Here is a 14,921-nt window from a genome sequence, read left to right on the forward strand (position 1 = left end):
AGGACAGGCCGTTCATGGTTCGACAGGCTCACCACGAACGGTCTACAGGGCCCTCTGCGTGAGGACAGGCCGCTCATGGTTCGACAGGCTCACCACGAACGGTCTACAGGGGCCCTCTGCGTGAGGACAGGCCGTTCATGGTTCGACAGGCTCACCACGAACGGTTTTCGCGTTTGCCCGGAGCCGGTGAAGGAAATCCGCCATGGTCGAACCCGTCATTGCAACGCCCGCTGCCGAAGCACTCATTGGCGAGCTGAAGAAGAAGCACGGGCCGGGATTGATGTTCCACCAGTCGGGCGGCTGCTGCGACAACAGCGCGGCCAACTGCTATCTGCTGGGCGAGCTGACCACGGGGCCGGGCGATGTCTATCTGGGCCAGATAGGCGGCTGCCCGTTCTACATCAGCCGCTCGCAATACGCGAGCTGGCGCCATACGCAGCTGATCATTGACGTGATCGACGGCCATGGCGGCGGCACGTTCTCGCTCGAAGGCCCAGAAGGCAAGAGCTTTCACACGCGCTCGCGCGTGTTCACCGCCGCCGAGCTCGCGGAACTCGAAGCGCAGGGCGAGGCGACGCCGCCCGCTTGATCAGATCACGGATTGGACCCAGCGCTGGATATCGGCCGCGCCCATCGCGCCCGAGATACGGCCCAGTTCCTGGCCGCCGCGAAACACCACCATCGTAGGAATGCTGCGGATGTTGTAGGGCGCGGCGGCCTGGGGATGGGCTTCGGTGTCGAGCTTGGCGAGCTGCACTTCGGGCGCCAGCGCCTGCGCGGCCTGGGCAAAGGCCGGTGCCATGCTGCGGCAAGGGCCGCACCAGGGCGCCCAGAAATCGACCACGACCGGCACCTGGCTGCGCCCCACATGCTTGGCGAAACTCGCGGCATCAAGCGCCACAGGTGCACCCGTGACCAGCGGCTGGTGGCAGCTGCCGCAGTCGGGCGCATTGCCCAGCTGTTCGCGCGCTACGCGGTTGGTGGTGTGGCAGTGGGGGCAGACGAAATGCAGGGCGTCGGACATGGCAGGCCTTTGTCGTGGGAAACGAGAAGCGGGCCGCAGCCCGGACATTGCCTTTACTTCAGGGCGTGACTGCCATCTTCAACCCTAGACGAACTTGGCAATCAGCGCCGCAATCACGCTCAGCAAGACCGTGCTGGCAAACGGCAGGAAGATCTCGCGGCCGAACACGCGAAAGCGGAAATCGCCGGGCAGCCGGCCCAGGCCTATGCGCTCGAGCAGGTTCGACAGCCCGTTGATGATCAACAGCGCCAGGAAAATGATGATCAGCCAGCGGATCATGGGGTGGCCCGGCTCACAGCCGGTGCGTGCGGTCGCCCTGCACGAAACCCAGCGCGGACCAGGGCTCGACGCCGCGGCTCAACCCTATCACCTTGAACAGTTCGCCCATCTCGTGCTCCATCATCAGTTTGGCGGCCATGGCGCGCGGGCCCTGCTCCATGCGTTCGAGCTGCTGCAGCAGACCGCAGTTGATCAGGAAATGCGCCTGGGTCGTATAGCCCAGCACATCCATTCCCGCTTCCTGCGCGGCCACGGCAATGCCGGTGAAGTTGACATGGGCGGTGATGTCCTTGAGGCCCAGATCGACCAGGGGATTGTCATCCATGCGGTGGGCGCGGTGACAGACCAGCGTGCCCATGTGGCGCTGCGGGTGGTAGTACTCGCCCTCGCCAAAACCGTAGTCGATGAGAAACACCGCGCCGCGCTGCAGCCGCTCGCCCAGCGTGCGCACAAAGGCTTCGCCCTGGGCGTGGATTTCGGTCAGGTAGTCCTGCGGGCCGTCGATGTCCAGCGGCGGGCGCAGCGCCGTGGGCCTGTCTTCCCAGGCAAAGCCCGCGCCGGCGTCGTCCCAGACCACGCCGCGCTCGAACCATTCGCCTTTCTTGCGCATCAAGAGCTGCACCGGCATCGCGTCCAGCACTTCGTTGCCGACCACCACGCCCTGCATGCTGTCGGGCAGCGCATCGGCCCAGTGCAGCTTGTGGGCGAACGGCGCCAGGCGCTCCTGCTGGCGCGCGCGCAGGCTGCCCGAAAGATCGACAATGGTGTAGCGCTCGACCTTGTCGCCCAGCGTGCCCAGCAGCTGTTCGGCCAGCGCGCCCGTGCCCGCGCCGAACTCCCAGACTTCGCGCGTATCCGTGCGCTCCATGGCTTCGGACACCTGGGCGGCCAGCAGCCGGCCGAACGCCGGCGAAATCTCGGGCGCGGTGACGAAATCGCTACCCGAGGCCGGCATGGCGCCGAACTTGGGGCGCTCGTTGGCGTAATAGCCCAGGCCCGGGCTGTAGAGCGCCAGCGCCATGAACTGGTCGAAGCCCAGCCAGCCGCCGGCGTCCTCGACGCGGCCGCGGATCTGCCGGGTCAGTGCGCCCGATAAACTTGCACTACTGCTTTCACTACTGTCCGTCATTGGTCTGTCTTTCCGGCAACAAGCCGCCATTTTCGGCTGTAATTGCCGGTTGCCACTTTTGCGCATGGAAATCTCCGTGCGCCGGCCCACAAGATATCGAGGAACTTGCATGCATCAGCGCTGGGTATTGATCACGGGCGGCGGCCTGCGCCTGGGCCGCGAATTCTGCCTGGCGTTCGCGCGCGCGGGCTGGAACGTCGCCTGCCACTACCTGCGCAGCCGCGAAGCCGCCGAAGCCACCTGCGCCGAAGTGCGCGCGCTGGGCGTGCAGGCGCTGGCCTTCCAGGCCGATCTGAGCGAGCGCGGCGCGGTCGCGCCGCTGATGGCCCGGGTCTACGCGGCCTGCGGCGCCCTGCCGCAGGCGCTGGTCAACAACGCCTCGCTGTTCGAGCCCGACAGCGCCCTCGATTTCGGCAGCGACCTGGCGCGCGTCGACCGCCAGTTGCACACCAACACGCTGTCGCCGCTGCTGCTGGCCAGCGACTGGGCCCAGCGCTGGCAGGCGCACGACCGCGCCCGGCCGCGCGCGCCGGGCAGCACCCGGCCGGTCGCCATCCATGTGCTCGACCAGAAGGTCGTCAATCTCAATCCCGATTACTTTTCCTACACGCTGTCCAAGCTCGCGCTCGAGCGCGCCGTGGCGCTGCAGGCCCAGGCGCTCGCGCCCCATGTGCGCGTGGTGGGCCTGGCGCCCGGCCTGATGTACCCCAGCGGGCCGCAAAGCCAGGACAATTACGACCGTGCGGCACGCGTGAATCTGCTGCGTGCGCCGCTGGCGGCGCAGCATGTGGCGCAGACCGGCGTCTTCTTCGCGGAAAACCCGGCAATTACAGGAATAACGCTATGCGTGGACAATGGACAGCATCTGGTGCCGTTGGAACGTGATGTCATGTTCATGATCGAGTGAATCGCACCGATCCCGTACACCCATGCCTTCGAACCTCACCATGACCGCCTCCCCGTCGCGCATTGCCGCGCATGATCTCCTGCTGCAATGCCGCCGGCTGTTCCTCCAGGGCCTCGAAAAGCAGGTCTCTATCGGCATCCACGACTTCGAGCGCGCAGCAAAGCAGCGCATGCGCTTCGACATCGACCTGTATGTGCCGCTGCACGCGACCACGCCCAGCGCCGACGCGCTGCATGAAGTCGTCGACTACGACTTCGTGCGCGAAGCCGTGCAGCGCGAAGTCACGCGCGGCCATATCGCGCTGCAGGAAACGCTGTGCGACGCGCTGCTGCAGACGCTGCTGGCCCACCCGCAGGTGGTGGCCGCGCGCGTGGCGACCAGCAAACCCGATGTCTACCCCGACTGCGAAGCCGTAGGCGTCGAAGTCTTCACCATCAAGCCGAACGCGGCCGAACTTCTTTCCTTTCCATCATGAACTCAGCTGCTGTGGGCAGCCAAACCCTGAACCTGACCGGTTTGCGATTTGACGCCAACCTGGGCATTCTTGCCCATGAGAAGACCGCGCCCCAACCCATCCAGGTTGATGCCGAACTCAACCTCGGACCCCAGGCGCTGCGCCCCAAGGACGACGACATCGGCCATGTGCTCGACTACCGCAAGGTGCGCCAGATCATCATCGATGAATGCACGGCCGAGCATGTGAACCTGCTCGAGAGCCTGATCGGCAAACTCGCACAGCGTCTGATGTTGTTACCTGGCGTGCACGGCGTGCGCGTGAAAATTGCAAAACTTGAAATCTTTGACGACTGCGAAGTCGCCATCCGCATTGAAACCGGACAATGGTGAGCCCCCGATGAACGCCACGACAGAACACAATCCCTGGCTCGACGAAGCCCCGAGCGCAGACGATGCCGCCGCGACCAAGGCCGCGGGCATCAAGATCGAACGCGAACAGCACAAGCTCGAGAAGCGCCTGTGCCGCGAAGTCGGCCGCGCCATCGTCGACTTCAACATGATTGAAGACGGCGACAAGATCATGGTCTGCATGTCCGGCGGCAAGGACAGCTACACCATGCTCGACATCCTGCTGAAGATGCAGCGGCGCGCGCCCGTGAAGTTCGAGCTGGTGGCCGTGAACCTCGACCAGAAGCAGCCCGGCTTTCCCGACCATATCCTGCCCGAGTACCTCAAGGGCCTGGGCGTGCCGTTCCACATCGAGACGCAGGACACCTACAGCGTCGTCAAGCGCGTGATTCCCGAAGGCAAGACCACCTGCGGTCTTTGCAGCCGACTGCGCCGCGCCATCCTGTACAAGGTGGCCGACCAGTTGGGCTGCACGAAGATCGCGCTGGGCCACCACCGCGACGACATCCTGCAGACGCTGCTGCTCAACATGTTCTACGGCGGCCGCATCAAGGGCATGCCGCCCAAGCTGGTGAGCGACGACGGCAAGCATGTGGTGATACGCCCGCTGGCCTATGTGCCAGAGAAGGACACCGAGCGCTGGGCCAAGTCGCAGAACTTCCCCATCATTCCCTGCAACCTCTGCGGCAGCCAGGACGGCCTGCAGCGCGTGGCCGTGGGCGAGATGCTGCGCGAGTGGGAGAAAAAGCACCCGGGCCGCATCGAGAACATGTTCCGCGCGATGCAGAATGTGGTCACGACGCATATGCTGGATCCGAAGCTGCACGACTTCAAGAACGCCAAGGCCACGGGCATTGCAAACCCCGATGGCGACATGGCGTTCGACCATGAGGAATTCCCGGTCGCGGCAACGCTGCCCGGAGTCCAGGTAGTCCAGCTGTCCTGATCGGGGCAGCGTCCAGGTGGCAAGGGATGTCGGGCTCGCCGCCCTCCCGCCTGTGGTTTTGCACCGCGAGCGCGAAGGAAATTTCATGGCCTCCATCCGCTGGAAACTCTCCCTGACCGTGCTCGGCTGCGCCGCGCTGCTTGCCGGCTGCGCCAGCGTGCGCGAAGTGCAAAGCGATGTGCAAAGCTTCTCGACGCTGCCGGCCATGCCTTCGCCTCCCACCTACCGGCTTGAACTGCTGCCTTCGCAGCAGGCCAATGCACCGCAGTTCGCAAGCATCGAAGCCCTGGCCCAGCAGTCGCTGGCCAAGGTCGGGCTGCAGCGCGACGACAGCCAGGGCAGCCTGACCGTGCAGATCGGCGCGCAGGCGCGCTATACGCGCGACTTCGCCTCCTACTACGGCCCTTACGCGCCCTATGGTCCGCGCTGGAACTGGGGCCTGGGTTTTGGCCGCGGCGCGGGCTGGGGCATGGGCTTTGGCGGCTTCATGTTCGACACGCCGCCGCTGCTGCATTACCGCGCGGTGAGCGTCGTGATGCGCGAACAGCGCACGCAACGCATCGTCTACGAAACGTCTGCAGTGCATGAGGATGTCTGGACCAACGATCCCGCGATCTTCGGCGTGCTGTTCGACGCCGCGCTCAGCGGCTTCCCCAATCCGCCCCAGGGCACGCGCCAGGTGCGCACGCCCATGCCGGTCTCGGGGCCTGTGGCCCAGCCATCCTCCCCGGCCCCGGCGGCCGTGCCTGCCAAGCCCTGACCCGCGCAGCCCGGGTTCTGCGTCGCCGCGCCCCGGTCCGGCACGGCGGTGCGCGCGCCTGCGCGCGCGATAAAGCCCCGCGCACACGGAACTCGCGCCATTTCAGGGTTACCTATACGTGTCCAGCGCGGTGATGGATCCCATCGCCGAGATTTTCCCGGGACCATAGGATTTGCCGCGATCTGCAGGACAGGCGCGCGGCAGCCGCACGCAACCCACATTTTCACAGGGAGTGGCGATGAAGCTTCTGGTCAGATACTGGATATCTGCGCTTGCGCTGACTGAATGGCTGGGTGCACCTGATGGAAAAACAACCGAAAAACCTCTTTCGGGAACATGCAGGTGGTATCGACGCAGCAAACCCAAGCATTGCTGCCAGGGATTTGCACCCATTCAGACAAATCACCAGAATCGGGGTCGCGAAAATGATTGACTCCGCTCACGAAATCAGCAGCGGGTGAAATGCATGAAGTTCAAGCACAGAACACTTATATATTCCCTGGCATGGGCTGGCTTGCTCAGCGCCTGCAGCATAGGCGAAGACAAAAACGCGCCCGTGCGCAACCCGCCGGAAGTTGCCGAAAACCTGATCCGCTATTCGGGCACCTTGCGCAGCGCAAATGGCGCCTCCGTTTCCGGATACCAGGTCCTGCTGGAAAACCGCATCACCGATGAAAGATTCGAAACGTCCATTGGTTCAAGCGGAAATTTCAACATTCAGGTCAAGCCAGGTGTTTACGATGTGCTGTTGACAAGCGGTGGCACATCCCCCCCGATCTCCCTGCAGAAAACCGCGGTCGATTTGCAGGCCGACAAAACCCATGAGCTGCAGATAGGCAATCACCTGTCCAGGCTGCCGACCGAAATCATAGGGAAATTGCTGGACCCCGGACAAAGCCCTCTTGCCCGGCAGAAGATCATCCTGTTGCCATCGATTGCCCGTTCCACGGCCCGCATAGGTAAGGCCGAAGTATCGGATCCCGTCATGGTGGAGACCGATTCCCAGGGGAATTTCTCTGTTTCATTGGGCAAGCCTGGCATGGACATCGCTTTCGACGCGCTGCTGCTTGCTGCCAATTCCCCGGATCTCGATGTGAGAAAAATGGCGAAGGATTACCAGTTTGCGTCGGAAGACGAAAAAACGAAATTCCAAAAACAGGCCGATACCTATTTGAAAACCCATGTCGTGGAGAGCATAAATATCGAGAAACCGAACGGTGCGATGCAGGCAGACCTCGTCTTTGGTGCCACGGTCCGCAACCTGCGTGGTGCCACCGGGGCACCCAGCGTGGTGCCGGCCGATGCAGCCAGTCTGGCCGAATATGAGAAAAATCCGGCAGGCACCGCTGCAGCAAGCCTCTGGCGCAAGGTGACAGACACCGCAGCCCATGCGATTTCAGACGCCATCCCATCAGCCCATGCCGGTGAAATAATCGCCAAATTCCTCCTGATCCCGGGACCCATTGATGGTCTTGGGAAAATCAAAAGCGGCACGCTCTTTGCAGGGAAGATGCGCCCGCAAAATTCAGGATGCAGACAGACTTCATTTCTCAACATCAACAATGGCGTTCAGCCTTTCGACAGCGGCAGCGCAGCCTACGCATCAAAGACCAGATTCTGTGCCACCCGGGAAAAATCCCCGCTGAAATACACGCACAAGATAAACCTGCAAACGGAAAGGCAAAGCCATTACCTTTTCAGAGATGAGGCCAATGGCACTTATGCGCTGAGAGTCCTCAACACCAATGCCGGACACACGCTCAGGTATGCCAGCGACAGCCCCACCATCGTGGACATTGAATATCACCTCAACTGATCAGTGCGCGTGCTGGATATCGGGCACGGCCGCCATCAGCGCGCGCGTGTATTCATGCTGCGGCGCATCGAGCACCTCCTGGGCGTCGCCCGCCTCGACGAGACGACCGCGCTGCATCACGCCGATGTCGTCGCACATGTGGCGGATGACCGCGAGGTTGTGGCTGATCAGCAGATAGGTCAGGCCGAACTCGTCCTGCAGGTCGCGCATCAGGTTCAGCACCTGGGCCTGCACGGACACATCGAGCGCCGACGTGGGCTCGTCGCAGATGATGAATTCGGGCTGGCTGGCCAGGGCCCGCGCAATCGCTATGCGCTGGCGCTGGCCGCCAGAGAACTGGTGCGGGTACTTGCGCGCGTCGTCGGGCGTCATGCGCACGCGGCGCAGCGCCTGGGCCACGCGCTCGGCGGTCTCGTTCGGGTCGCTGCTCAGGCCCAGCACCTCCAGCGGCTCGGCAATCAGCCGGGCTACGGTCCAGCGCGGGTTCAGGCTGGCATACGGGTCCTGGAAGATCATCTGGATGCGCCGGCGCAGGTCGGTCTGCGTGCGGAAGCGGTCCTGGCCGTCGAACAGCACCTGGCCGCGCGTGGGCACCGTGAGGCCAGCGACCATGCGCGCCACGGTCGACTTGCCCGAGCCCGATTCGCCGACCAGGCCGAACGTGCTGCCCTGACGTATCTTGAAACTCACGCCGTCGACGGCCTGCAGCATGCGCCGCGGCTGCTGCGACACCAGGCGTTCGAGCCAGCCCAGCGACAGATCGAATTCCTTGCCCAGATCGCGAACTTCGAGCAGGGCCTTGCCTTCTGCGGCGGCGGCGTGGGGCACGGGCTCGGCCCTGACCGGCGCAGCCGTTGCCGGGGCCCCTATTTCGGGCACGGGCAGGCGTTCCAGCCGCTGGTGCACCGAAGGAATCGCGGCCATCAGCACGCGCGTATAGGGTTGGGTCGGCCGGTCCAGCACTTCGCGCACCGGCCCGGTTTCCAGCACCCGGCCCTGGTACATCACCATGACCCGGTCGGCGGTCTCGGCAATCACGCCCATGTCGTGGGTGATCAGCATCGCCGCAGCCTGGCGTTCGCGGCACACGCGGCGCAGCAGCGCGATGATCTGCGCCTGCACCGACACGTCGAGCGCCGTCGTCGGTTCGTCGGCAATGATCAGCTGCGGCTCGGCGCATAGCGCCAGCGCAATCGCCACCCGCTGGCGCATGCCGCCCGAGAACTGGTGCGGGTACTGGCCCAGGCGCACGCGGGCTTCGGGAATCTCGACCTCTTCGAGCAGTTCCAGCGCGCGCGCCCTGGCCTGGGCTTCGGTCAGCGGCAGATGGGTGCGAATGGTCTCGACCAGATGCCGGCCCACGGTATAGACCGGGTTGAGGCTGGTCAGCGGGTCCTGGAAGATGGAGCCTATGCGCCGCCCGCGTATGCGCCGCATGGCTTCGCCACGCAGTCCGTCTATGCGTTCGCCGTCGAGCTCCACGCTGCCGCTGGAGATGCGCCCGGGCGGGTCTATCAGTCCGATCACGGCCGCGCCGGTCATGGACTTGCCCGCGCCCGACTCGCCGACCACGCCCAGGATTTCGCCCGCGGCAATCTCGAAGTTCACGTCGCGCAGCACCTGTACCGGGCCGCGGTAGGTGTCGAAGGTCACGCCCAGATCGCGCACGCGCAGCACCGGCAGGGGATGGGTGTCGGAGGAACTCATTGCAGCTTGGGGTTCAGAGCGTCGCGCAGCCAGTCGCCGACCAGATTGACGGACAGTGCCAGGGCCAGCAGCACCAGCGAGGGGAACAGCAGGATCCACCACTCGCCCGAGAACAGAAAGCTTTGGCCTATGCGTATCAGCGTGCCCAGTGAAGGCTGGGTCGGCGGCAGGCCCACGCCCAGATAGGACAGCGTGGACTCGGCAACGATGGCATGGGCAAAGCTGATCGCGGCAATCACCAGGATGGGAGCGAGCAGATTGGGCAGGATATGCTGGCCCAGGATGGCCGTGCGGCTGCGGCCTATCAGTTGCGCGGCCAGCACATAGTCCTTCTGCTTTTCAACCATCACCGCGCCGCGCACCGTGCGCGCGTACTGCACCCAGTCGGACAGCGCGATCGCGAGAATGATCACCAGCACCGCGACCTGTTCGCGCACGCCTTCGGGCACGACGCCGCGCACCACGCCCAGGATCAGCATCGCGACCAGGATCACGGGAAAGGTGAGCTGCACGTCGGCAATGCGCATCAGCAGCGTATCGAACCAGCCGCCCGCATAGCCCGCAACCAGGCCTAGCGGAATGCCTATGCACAGCGACAGCAGCACGGCAGAGACGCCGACCAGCACCGACATGCGCAGGCCGTAGAGAATGGCCGAAGCGACATCGCGGCCCTGGTCGTCGGCGCCCAGCGCGTAGAACGCGCCGGTACTGCCTTCGGACCAGGGCGGCAAAAAGGCATCGTTCAATTCGAGGCTCGCGGAATCGAACGGGTTCTGCCAGGCCAGCCAGGGCGCGAACAGCGTGGCCAGCACGATCAGCAGCAGCACCGCGGACGCGACCTGCACGGTGCGCGAGCGCGCGAACGCGCGCTTCACGGGCGAGTCGCTCTGGCGCCAGCCGCGCCGCGCCGGCGCGGGTCTATCGATCACATCGGACATGTTGCATTTCCCTTGTTATCGGCGGCGCAGCCGCGGATCCACGGCCAGATAGAGGAAGTCGACCAGCAGGTTGATCACCACATACAGCAGCGCGATGAACATCAGATAGGCCGCGATCAGCGGTACGTCGACGCCCTGGATGGACGAGATGAACAGCAGGCCCACGCCCGGCCACTGGAACACGGTCTCGGTGACGATGGAAAACGCGATCAGCGTGCCGATCTGCAGGCCCGCAATCGTGATCACCGGAATCAGCGTGTTGCGCAGCGCATGGCCGAAGTACAGGTCCTTCTCGCGCAGGCCGCGCGCGCGGCCGAAGCGGATGTAGTCGGAGCGCAGCACCTCGAGCATCTCGGCGCGCACCAGCCGCATGATCAGCGTCATGTTGTAGAAGCCCAGCGTGATCGCGGGCAGGATGATCGCGCTCCAGCCCGAGGCCGTGAGCAGGCCGGTTTCCCAGCCTCCGACCTTGACGGTGGTGCCGCGGCCGAACGACGGCAGCCAGCGCAGCTCGACCGCGAACAGGTAGATCAGGCCTATGCCTATCAGGAAGGTGGGCAGCGAGACCCCGACCAGCGACCCCGTCATGACCGCACGGCTGAGCCAGCCCTCGCTGCGCAAGGCCGTGTAGACGCCCAGCACCACGCCTATCGCCAGCGCGCCTATGGAGGCCATCAGCGCCAGCTCCAGCGTCGCGGGCAAACGCTCCACGATGACTTCGCTGACCGGCCGCTTGAGGCGGTAGGAGATGCCGAGGTCACCCTGCACCACCTTGCCCACATAGTTGAGGTATTGCAGCGGCACGGGCTTGTCGAAGCCCAGCTCGGCGTTCAGCGCCGCGCGTTCCTCCAGCGTCGCATCCTCGCCCAGCAGGCTGATGGTCGGGTCGCCGATATGGCGGAACACCATGAAGGCGATGAGGGAGACCGCGACCAGCACCAGGGCCGACTGGCCCAGGCGCCGCAACAGATAGGCGAGCATGTCTGCCTCACTTCGCGCCGAGCTTCACATCCTTGAAGAGCACGGCGTTGTCCGGATGCACGGGCACGTCGATGCGCTTGATGGAGGCGAAATGGATCACCTGGTCGTGCAGCGGAATGTAGAAGCGCTCCTTCTGCACCACGTCCCAGATGCGGGCAATGGTCTGGTCGCGCTTGGCCTTGTCGGCCTCGGAAGCCAGGGCGACGATGTCGGTGTCGACGGCCGCATTGCTGAAGCCCGTGGCATTGGTCGGGCCGCGCCCGTCCTTGCCGCGCGTATGCACCAGGAAGTCGAAGATATAGGCCGAGTCATAGGTCGGCACGCCCCAGCCGTAGAGGTAGAAGTCGATATCCGCGCCGTTGATGGCCACGCTTTGCTGGGCAATGGGTCGCGCCACGACGGAGGTCTTGATGCCCACGCGGCCCAGGAAGCCGGCGATCGCCGTGCTGATCGCCTCGTCGTTGACATAGCGGTCGTTGGAGGTGTGCAGCGTCAGGTCGAAGCCGTCGGGATAGCCGGCGTCGGCCAGCAGCTTCTTGGCCTTGGCGACATCGACCTTGGGATAGGCGGCCATGGCCTTGCTGTAGCCGTTGACGAACGACGGCGCGATCATTCCCGAGGGAATCGACAGGCCGCGCATCACCGAGCGCTTGATGGCGTCGCGGTCTATGGCCAGATGGATGGCTTCGCGCACGCGCGCATCGGCCAGCGGGTTCTTGCCCTTGACGCTCGAGTACTTGAGCTCCTTGCCGCCCACGTTGAGGCCCAGGAAGATCGAGCGGTTTTCCGGACCCTCGTTGATGCGCAGGCGCTGGTCCTGCTTGAGACGGGCGACGTCCTGCGCGGGAATGTCCTGGGCGAAATCGACTTCACCCGACAGCAGCGCGGCGACGCGCGTGGCCGGGGACTTGATCGGCAGATAGATCAGCTCGGTGATCTGCAGCGGCGCCTGGCCCTTGCCCCAGTACTGGGGGTTGGCCTTCATGACCGTCTTCGCATCCTGCTCGCGGCTCACGAGCTGATAGGGGCCGGTGCCGTTGGCGTTGCGCGTGGCGAAATTCTCCGTGGAACTGGCCGGGTCCTGCGTGGTTTCCGCGCCCTTGGACTTGGCCCAGGCCTCGTTCATGATGAACAGGTTGGTCAGGTTGTCGGGGAAGATCAGATTGGGGCCGTTGGTCTTGACATGCACCGTGAGGTCGTCGACGGCCTTGACTTCGACCATCGAGGCCAGCAGCGACTTGACCTGGGCCGTGGGACCCTTGGCGCGCTGCAGCGAGAACACCACGTCCTTGGCCGTGAACGGCGCGCCGTCATGGAACTTGACGCCGGGGCGCAGCTTGAACTCCCAGACCGTGGGGTCGGCGGTGAGCTTCCACGACGTGGCCAGCGTGGGCACGAGCTTGCCCTTGGCATCGCGCGTGACCAGGGTCTCGTACATCTGGTGCGACAGCACGAAATTGGTGCCGGTGTTGAAGGAATGGGGATCGAGCGTGGTCGGGTCGGAAGCCCGCGCCCAGCGCACCGTTTCGGCCTGTGCGCCACTCACGGTCAGCAGGCCTGCGGACAGCAGGGATGTAAACAGCAATTTCAGCAGCATCGGGTTTCCTCAACAAACGAAGTGGGACAAGCTGCGCCGCGCGCCGCGTTCCTGCCGGCGGTCACGTTCGCACATTGCACAGATGCAAGATCCAGGCCTGGCGTTTCTTGCGAAATCCATCTTGACGGCGCAGCGCACGGCAAACAATGGGGGGAAACATCAAGCGCGCCGTGCGCATCACCGCCCTTCGAATTTCACATCCTTGAAATGCACTTCGTTTTCGGGGTGCACGGGAATATCGAGCCGCCGCACGGAAGCGAAGTGCACCATCTGGTCGTGCAGCGGAATGTAGAACCGCTCCTTCTGCACCACGTCCCAGATCCGCTGGATTGCCGCGTCGCGTTTCGCCTTGTCCGACTCCGACGCCAGCGAAGCGATGTCGGCATCGACCTGGGCATTGCTGAAGCCCGTGGCATTGGTCGGCCCGCGCCCGTCCTTGCCGCGCGTGTAGACCAGGAAGTCGAAGATATAGGCCGAGTCATAGGTCGGCACGCCCCAGCCGAACAGGTAGAAGTCGGCGTCGGCGTTGTTGATGGCCACGCTGTGCTGGGCAATCGGCCGGGCGACCACGCTGGTCTTGATGCCCACGCGCCCGAGAAAGCCCGCGACCGCGGTGCTGATGGCCTCGTCGTTCACATAGCGGTCGTTGGTCGAATGCAGCGTGAGGTCGAAGCCGTTGGCATAGCCCGCGTCGGCCATCAGCTTCTTCGCCCGCGCCACATCGACCTTGGGATAGGCGGCCATGGCCTTGGTGTAGCCGTGCACGAAGGGGGGCGCAATGATGCCCGAGGGAATCGACAGCCCGCGCATCACCGAACGCTTGATCGCGTCGCGGTCTATGGCCAGGTGGATGGCTTCGCGCACGCGCGCATCGGCCAGCGGGTTCTTGCCCTTGAGGCTCGAGTACTTGAGCTCCTTGCCGCCCACATTGAGGCCCAGGAAGATCGAGCGGTTCTCGGGACCTTCGTTGATGCGCAGCCGCGGATCCTGCTTGAGCCGTGCCACGTCCTGGGCCGGGACGTCCTGGGCGAAATCGACTTCGCCCGACAGCAGCGCCGCCATGCGCGTGGCCGGCGACTTGATGGGCAGATAGACCAGCTCGGTCACCTGCAGCGGCGCCTGGCCCCGACCCCAGTACTGGGGATGGAGCTTCATCACGGTGCGCGCATCGGGCTCGCGGCTGGCGAGCTGATAGGGGCCGGTGCCGTTGACATTGCGCGTGGCGAAGTTTTCCGTGGTGCTGGCCGCGTCCTGGGTGGTCTGCGCGCCCTTGGCCCTGGCCCAGGCCTCGTTCATGATGAACAGGTTGGTCAGGTTGTTGGGAAAGATCAGGTTGGGGCCGCTGGTCCTGACCTGCACCGTGAGGGCGTCGACGGCCCTGGCCTCGACCATGGACGACAGCAGCGACTTGACCTGGGCCGTGGGGCCCTTGGCGCGGTTCAGCGAGAACACCACGTCCTTGGCGGTGAGTGGCGCGCCATCATGGAACTTGACGTTGGGCCGCAGCTTGAACTCCCAGACCGTGGGATCGGCGGTCATCTGCCACGACAGCGCCAGCGAAGGCACGAGCCGGCCCCTGGCGTCGCGGTTGACCAGCGTCTCGTACATCTGGTGCAGCAGCGTGAAATTGGTGCCCACGTTGAACGCATGCGGATCGAGCGAAGTCGGATCGGAGGCGCGTGCCCAGCGCAGCGTTTCGGCCTGGGCCGCCGCCCCCGTGAACAGGCCCGCGACCAGAAGCGATGGGAGCAGTAGTTTGCGCAGCATGGCAGCCTCCTCGGCAAAAGGTGGAAACGACGAACACCTGCCATCGATCTTGGCGGGCGGCGCTGCAGCGCGAAAGGATGAATCCATCCCCCGCCCTGTCAGCCGCTGCCGGGCGCCCATGCACGCCCAGCGCTCGCCGCGCGCCGCTCGCCGCTCGCCGCGCGTCATCCAACCCTTTGCCTGCCCTGCCAGGCCAGTTGCCGCAC

The 14,921-nt window shown here is 64.6% G+C and carries 15 protein-coding genes; 7 read left to right on the top strand and 8 right to left on the bottom strand.

The window, feature by feature from the left end; all coding sequences use genetic code 11:
• The first annotated feature begins 202 nt into the window (after nucleotides 1–202).
• Complete coding sequence (locus tag RR928_RS02775; protein ID WP_332536502.1) at nucleotides 203–589, top strand: DUF779 domain-containing protein; 387 nt, start codon at nucleotides 203–205, stop codon at nucleotides 587–589.
• Here RR928_RS02775 and trxC read toward each other — a convergent pair whose 3' ends face one another.
• The 3 genes from trxC to RR928_RS02790 all read right to left on the bottom strand — a co-directional run bounded on the left by trxC (nucleotide 590) and on the right by RR928_RS02790 (nucleotide 2,324).
• Nucleotides 590–1,024 (bottom strand): thioredoxin TrxC, encoded by a 435-nt coding sequence (trxC, locus tag RR928_RS02780; RefSeq protein WP_332536503.1) that lies wholly within the window; start codon nucleotides 1,022–1,024, stop codon nucleotides 590–592.
• Between the two features lie 84 nt (nucleotides 1,025–1,108).
• Nucleotides 1,109–1,303, bottom strand: coding sequence for a DUF2905 domain-containing protein (locus RR928_RS02785; protein WP_332536504.1), 195 nt, complete (start codon nucleotides 1,301–1,303; stop codon nucleotides 1,109–1,111).
• Between the two features lie 13 nt (nucleotides 1,304–1,316).
• The gene (locus RR928_RS02790; RefSeq protein ID WP_332536574.1) at nucleotides 1,317–2,324 is read right to left on the bottom strand and encodes a class I SAM-dependent methyltransferase; all 1,008 of its coding nucleotides are present in this window, start codon (nucleotides 2,322–2,324) and stop codon (nucleotides 1,317–1,319) included.
• A 217-nt stretch (nucleotides 2,325–2,541) separates the two neighbouring features.
• Between RR928_RS02790 and RR928_RS02795 the strand changes: the two genes are divergently transcribed.
• The 6 genes from RR928_RS02795 (at nucleotide 2,542) to RR928_RS02820 (ending at nucleotide 7,725) form a co-directional block, all read left to right on the top strand.
• Complete coding sequence (locus RR928_RS02795; RefSeq protein ID WP_332536505.1) at nucleotides 2,542–3,339, top strand: SDR family NAD(P)-dependent oxidoreductase; 798 nt, start codon at nucleotides 2,542–2,544, stop codon at nucleotides 3,337–3,339.
• A gap of 22 nt (nucleotides 3,340–3,361) precedes the next feature.
• Nucleotides 3,362–3,814 carry a dihydroneopterin aldolase gene (locus RR928_RS02800; protein ID WP_442881630.1) on the top strand — a complete coding sequence of 151 codons (453 nt, stop codon included), beginning with the start codon at nucleotides 3,362–3,364 and terminating at the stop codon, nucleotides 3,812–3,814.
• Nucleotides 3,811–4,185: a dihydroneopterin aldolase gene (locus RR928_RS02805; RefSeq protein WP_332536508.1), complete on the top strand. Its 375-nt coding sequence runs from the start codon at nucleotides 3,811–3,813 to the stop codon at nucleotides 4,183–4,185. Before RR928_RS02800 ends, RR928_RS02805 begins: the two co-directional genes overlap by 4 nt.
• A gap of 7 nt (nucleotides 4,186–4,192) precedes the next feature.
• Nucleotides 4,193–5,149 carry a tRNA 2-thiocytidine(32) synthetase TtcA gene (gene ttcA / locus RR928_RS02810; protein WP_332536510.1) on the top strand — a complete coding sequence of 319 codons (957 nt, stop codon included), beginning with the start codon at nucleotides 4,193–4,195 and terminating at the stop codon, nucleotides 5,147–5,149.
• Between the two features lie 85 nt (nucleotides 5,150–5,234).
• Nucleotides 5,235–5,909, top strand: coding sequence for a hypothetical protein (locus RR928_RS02815; protein ID WP_332536512.1), 675 nt, complete (start codon nucleotides 5,235–5,237; stop codon nucleotides 5,907–5,909).
• Nucleotides 5,910–6,375: 466 nt separating this feature from the next.
• On the top strand, nucleotides 6,376–7,725 hold the full coding sequence (locus tag RR928_RS02820; protein ID WP_332681451.1) for a carboxypeptidase-like regulatory domain-containing protein: 1,350 nt from the start codon (nucleotides 6,376–6,378) through the stop codon (nucleotides 7,723–7,725).
• On the opposite strand, the gene RR928_RS02825 is transcribed toward RR928_RS02820, so the two are convergent.
• The 5 genes from RR928_RS02825 to RR928_RS02845 all read right to left on the bottom strand — a co-directional run bounded on the left by RR928_RS02825 (nucleotide 7,726) and on the right by RR928_RS02845 (nucleotide 14,715).
• Nucleotides 7,726–9,432, bottom strand: a complete 1,707-nt coding sequence (locus tag RR928_RS02825) for an ABC transporter ATP-binding protein (RefSeq protein WP_332536515.1) — start codon at nucleotides 9,430–9,432, stop codon at nucleotides 7,726–7,728.
• A complete protein-coding gene (locus RR928_RS02830; RefSeq protein ID WP_332536517.1) occupies nucleotides 9,429–10,370 on the bottom strand; it encodes an ABC transporter permease in 942 nt (313 codons plus the stop codon). The genes RR928_RS02825 and RR928_RS02830 overlap by 4 nt, the downstream gene beginning before the upstream one ends.
• Nucleotides 10,371–10,385: 15 nt before the next feature.
• Nucleotides 10,386–11,351, bottom strand: coding sequence for an ABC transporter permease (locus RR928_RS02835; RefSeq protein ID WP_332549111.1), 966 nt, complete (start codon nucleotides 11,349–11,351; stop codon nucleotides 10,386–10,388).
• A 7-nt stretch (nucleotides 11,352–11,358) separates the two neighbouring features.
• Nucleotides 11,359–12,948, bottom strand: a complete 1,590-nt coding sequence (locus RR928_RS02840) for an ABC transporter substrate-binding protein (protein WP_332536521.1) — start codon at nucleotides 12,946–12,948, stop codon at nucleotides 11,359–11,361.
• A gap of 177 nt (nucleotides 12,949–13,125) precedes the next feature.
• Nucleotides 13,126–14,715, bottom strand: coding sequence for an ABC transporter substrate-binding protein (locus tag RR928_RS02845; RefSeq protein ID WP_332536523.1), 1,590 nt, complete (start codon nucleotides 14,713–14,715; stop codon nucleotides 13,126–13,128).
• Nucleotides 14,716–14,921 lie beyond the last annotated feature (206 nt).

It is taken from the genome of Comamonas sp. (assembly GCF_036666375.1).
Taxonomy (GTDB): domain Bacteria; phylum Pseudomonadota; class Gammaproteobacteria; order Burkholderiales; family Burkholderiaceae_C; genus Comamonas.

Excerpts from the sequence above, each read along its gene's own strand:
- RR928_RS02775 (WP_332536502.1), top strand. The coding sequence starts at position 203 with ATGGTCGAACCCGTCATTGCAACGCCCGCTGCCGAAGCACTCATTGGC.
- trxC (WP_332536503.1), bottom strand. The coding sequence starts at position 1,024 with ATGTCCGACGCCCTGCATTTCGTCTGCCCCCACTGCCACACCACCAAC.
- RR928_RS02785 (WP_332536504.1), bottom strand. The coding sequence starts at position 1,303 with ATGATCCGCTGGCTGATCATCATTTTCCTGGCGCTGTTGATCATCAAC.
- RR928_RS02790 (WP_332536574.1), bottom strand. The coding sequence starts at position 2,324 with ATGGCGCTGGCGCTCTACAGCCCGGGCCTGGGCTATTACGCCAACGAG.
- RR928_RS02795 (WP_332536505.1), top strand. The coding sequence starts at position 2,542 with ATGCATCAGCGCTGGGTATTGATCACGGGCGGCGGCCTGCGCCTGGGC.
- RR928_RS02800 (WP_442881630.1), top strand. The coding sequence starts at position 3,362 with ATGCCTTCGAACCTCACCATGACCGCCTCCCCGTCGCGCATTGCCGCG.
- RR928_RS02805 (WP_332536508.1), top strand. The coding sequence starts at position 3,811 with ATGAACTCAGCTGCTGTGGGCAGCCAAACCCTGAACCTGACCGGTTTG.
- ttcA (WP_332536510.1), top strand. The coding sequence starts at position 4,193 with ATGAACGCCACGACAGAACACAATCCCTGGCTCGACGAAGCCCCGAGC.
- RR928_RS02815 (WP_332536512.1), top strand. The coding sequence starts at position 5,235 with ATGGCCTCCATCCGCTGGAAACTCTCCCTGACCGTGCTCGGCTGCGCC.
- RR928_RS02820 (WP_332681451.1), top strand. The coding sequence starts at position 6,376 with ATGAAGTTCAAGCACAGAACACTTATATATTCCCTGGCATGGGCTGGC.
- RR928_RS02825 (WP_332536515.1), bottom strand. The coding sequence starts at position 9,432 with ATGAGTTCCTCCGACACCCATCCCCTGCCGGTGCTGCGCGTGCGCGAT.
- RR928_RS02830 (WP_332536517.1), bottom strand. The coding sequence starts at position 10,370 with ATGTCCGATGTGATCGATAGACCCGCGCCGGCGCGGCGCGGCTGGCGC.
- RR928_RS02835 (WP_332549111.1), bottom strand. The coding sequence starts at position 11,351 with ATGCTCGCCTATCTGTTGCGGCGCCTGGGCCAGTCGGCCCTGGTGCTG.
- RR928_RS02840 (WP_332536521.1), bottom strand. The coding sequence starts at position 12,948 with ATGCTGCTGAAATTGCTGTTTACATCCCTGCTGTCCGCAGGCCTGCTG.
- RR928_RS02845 (WP_332536523.1), bottom strand. The coding sequence starts at position 14,715 with ATGCTGCGCAAACTACTGCTCCCATCGCTTCTGGTCGCGGGCCTGTTC.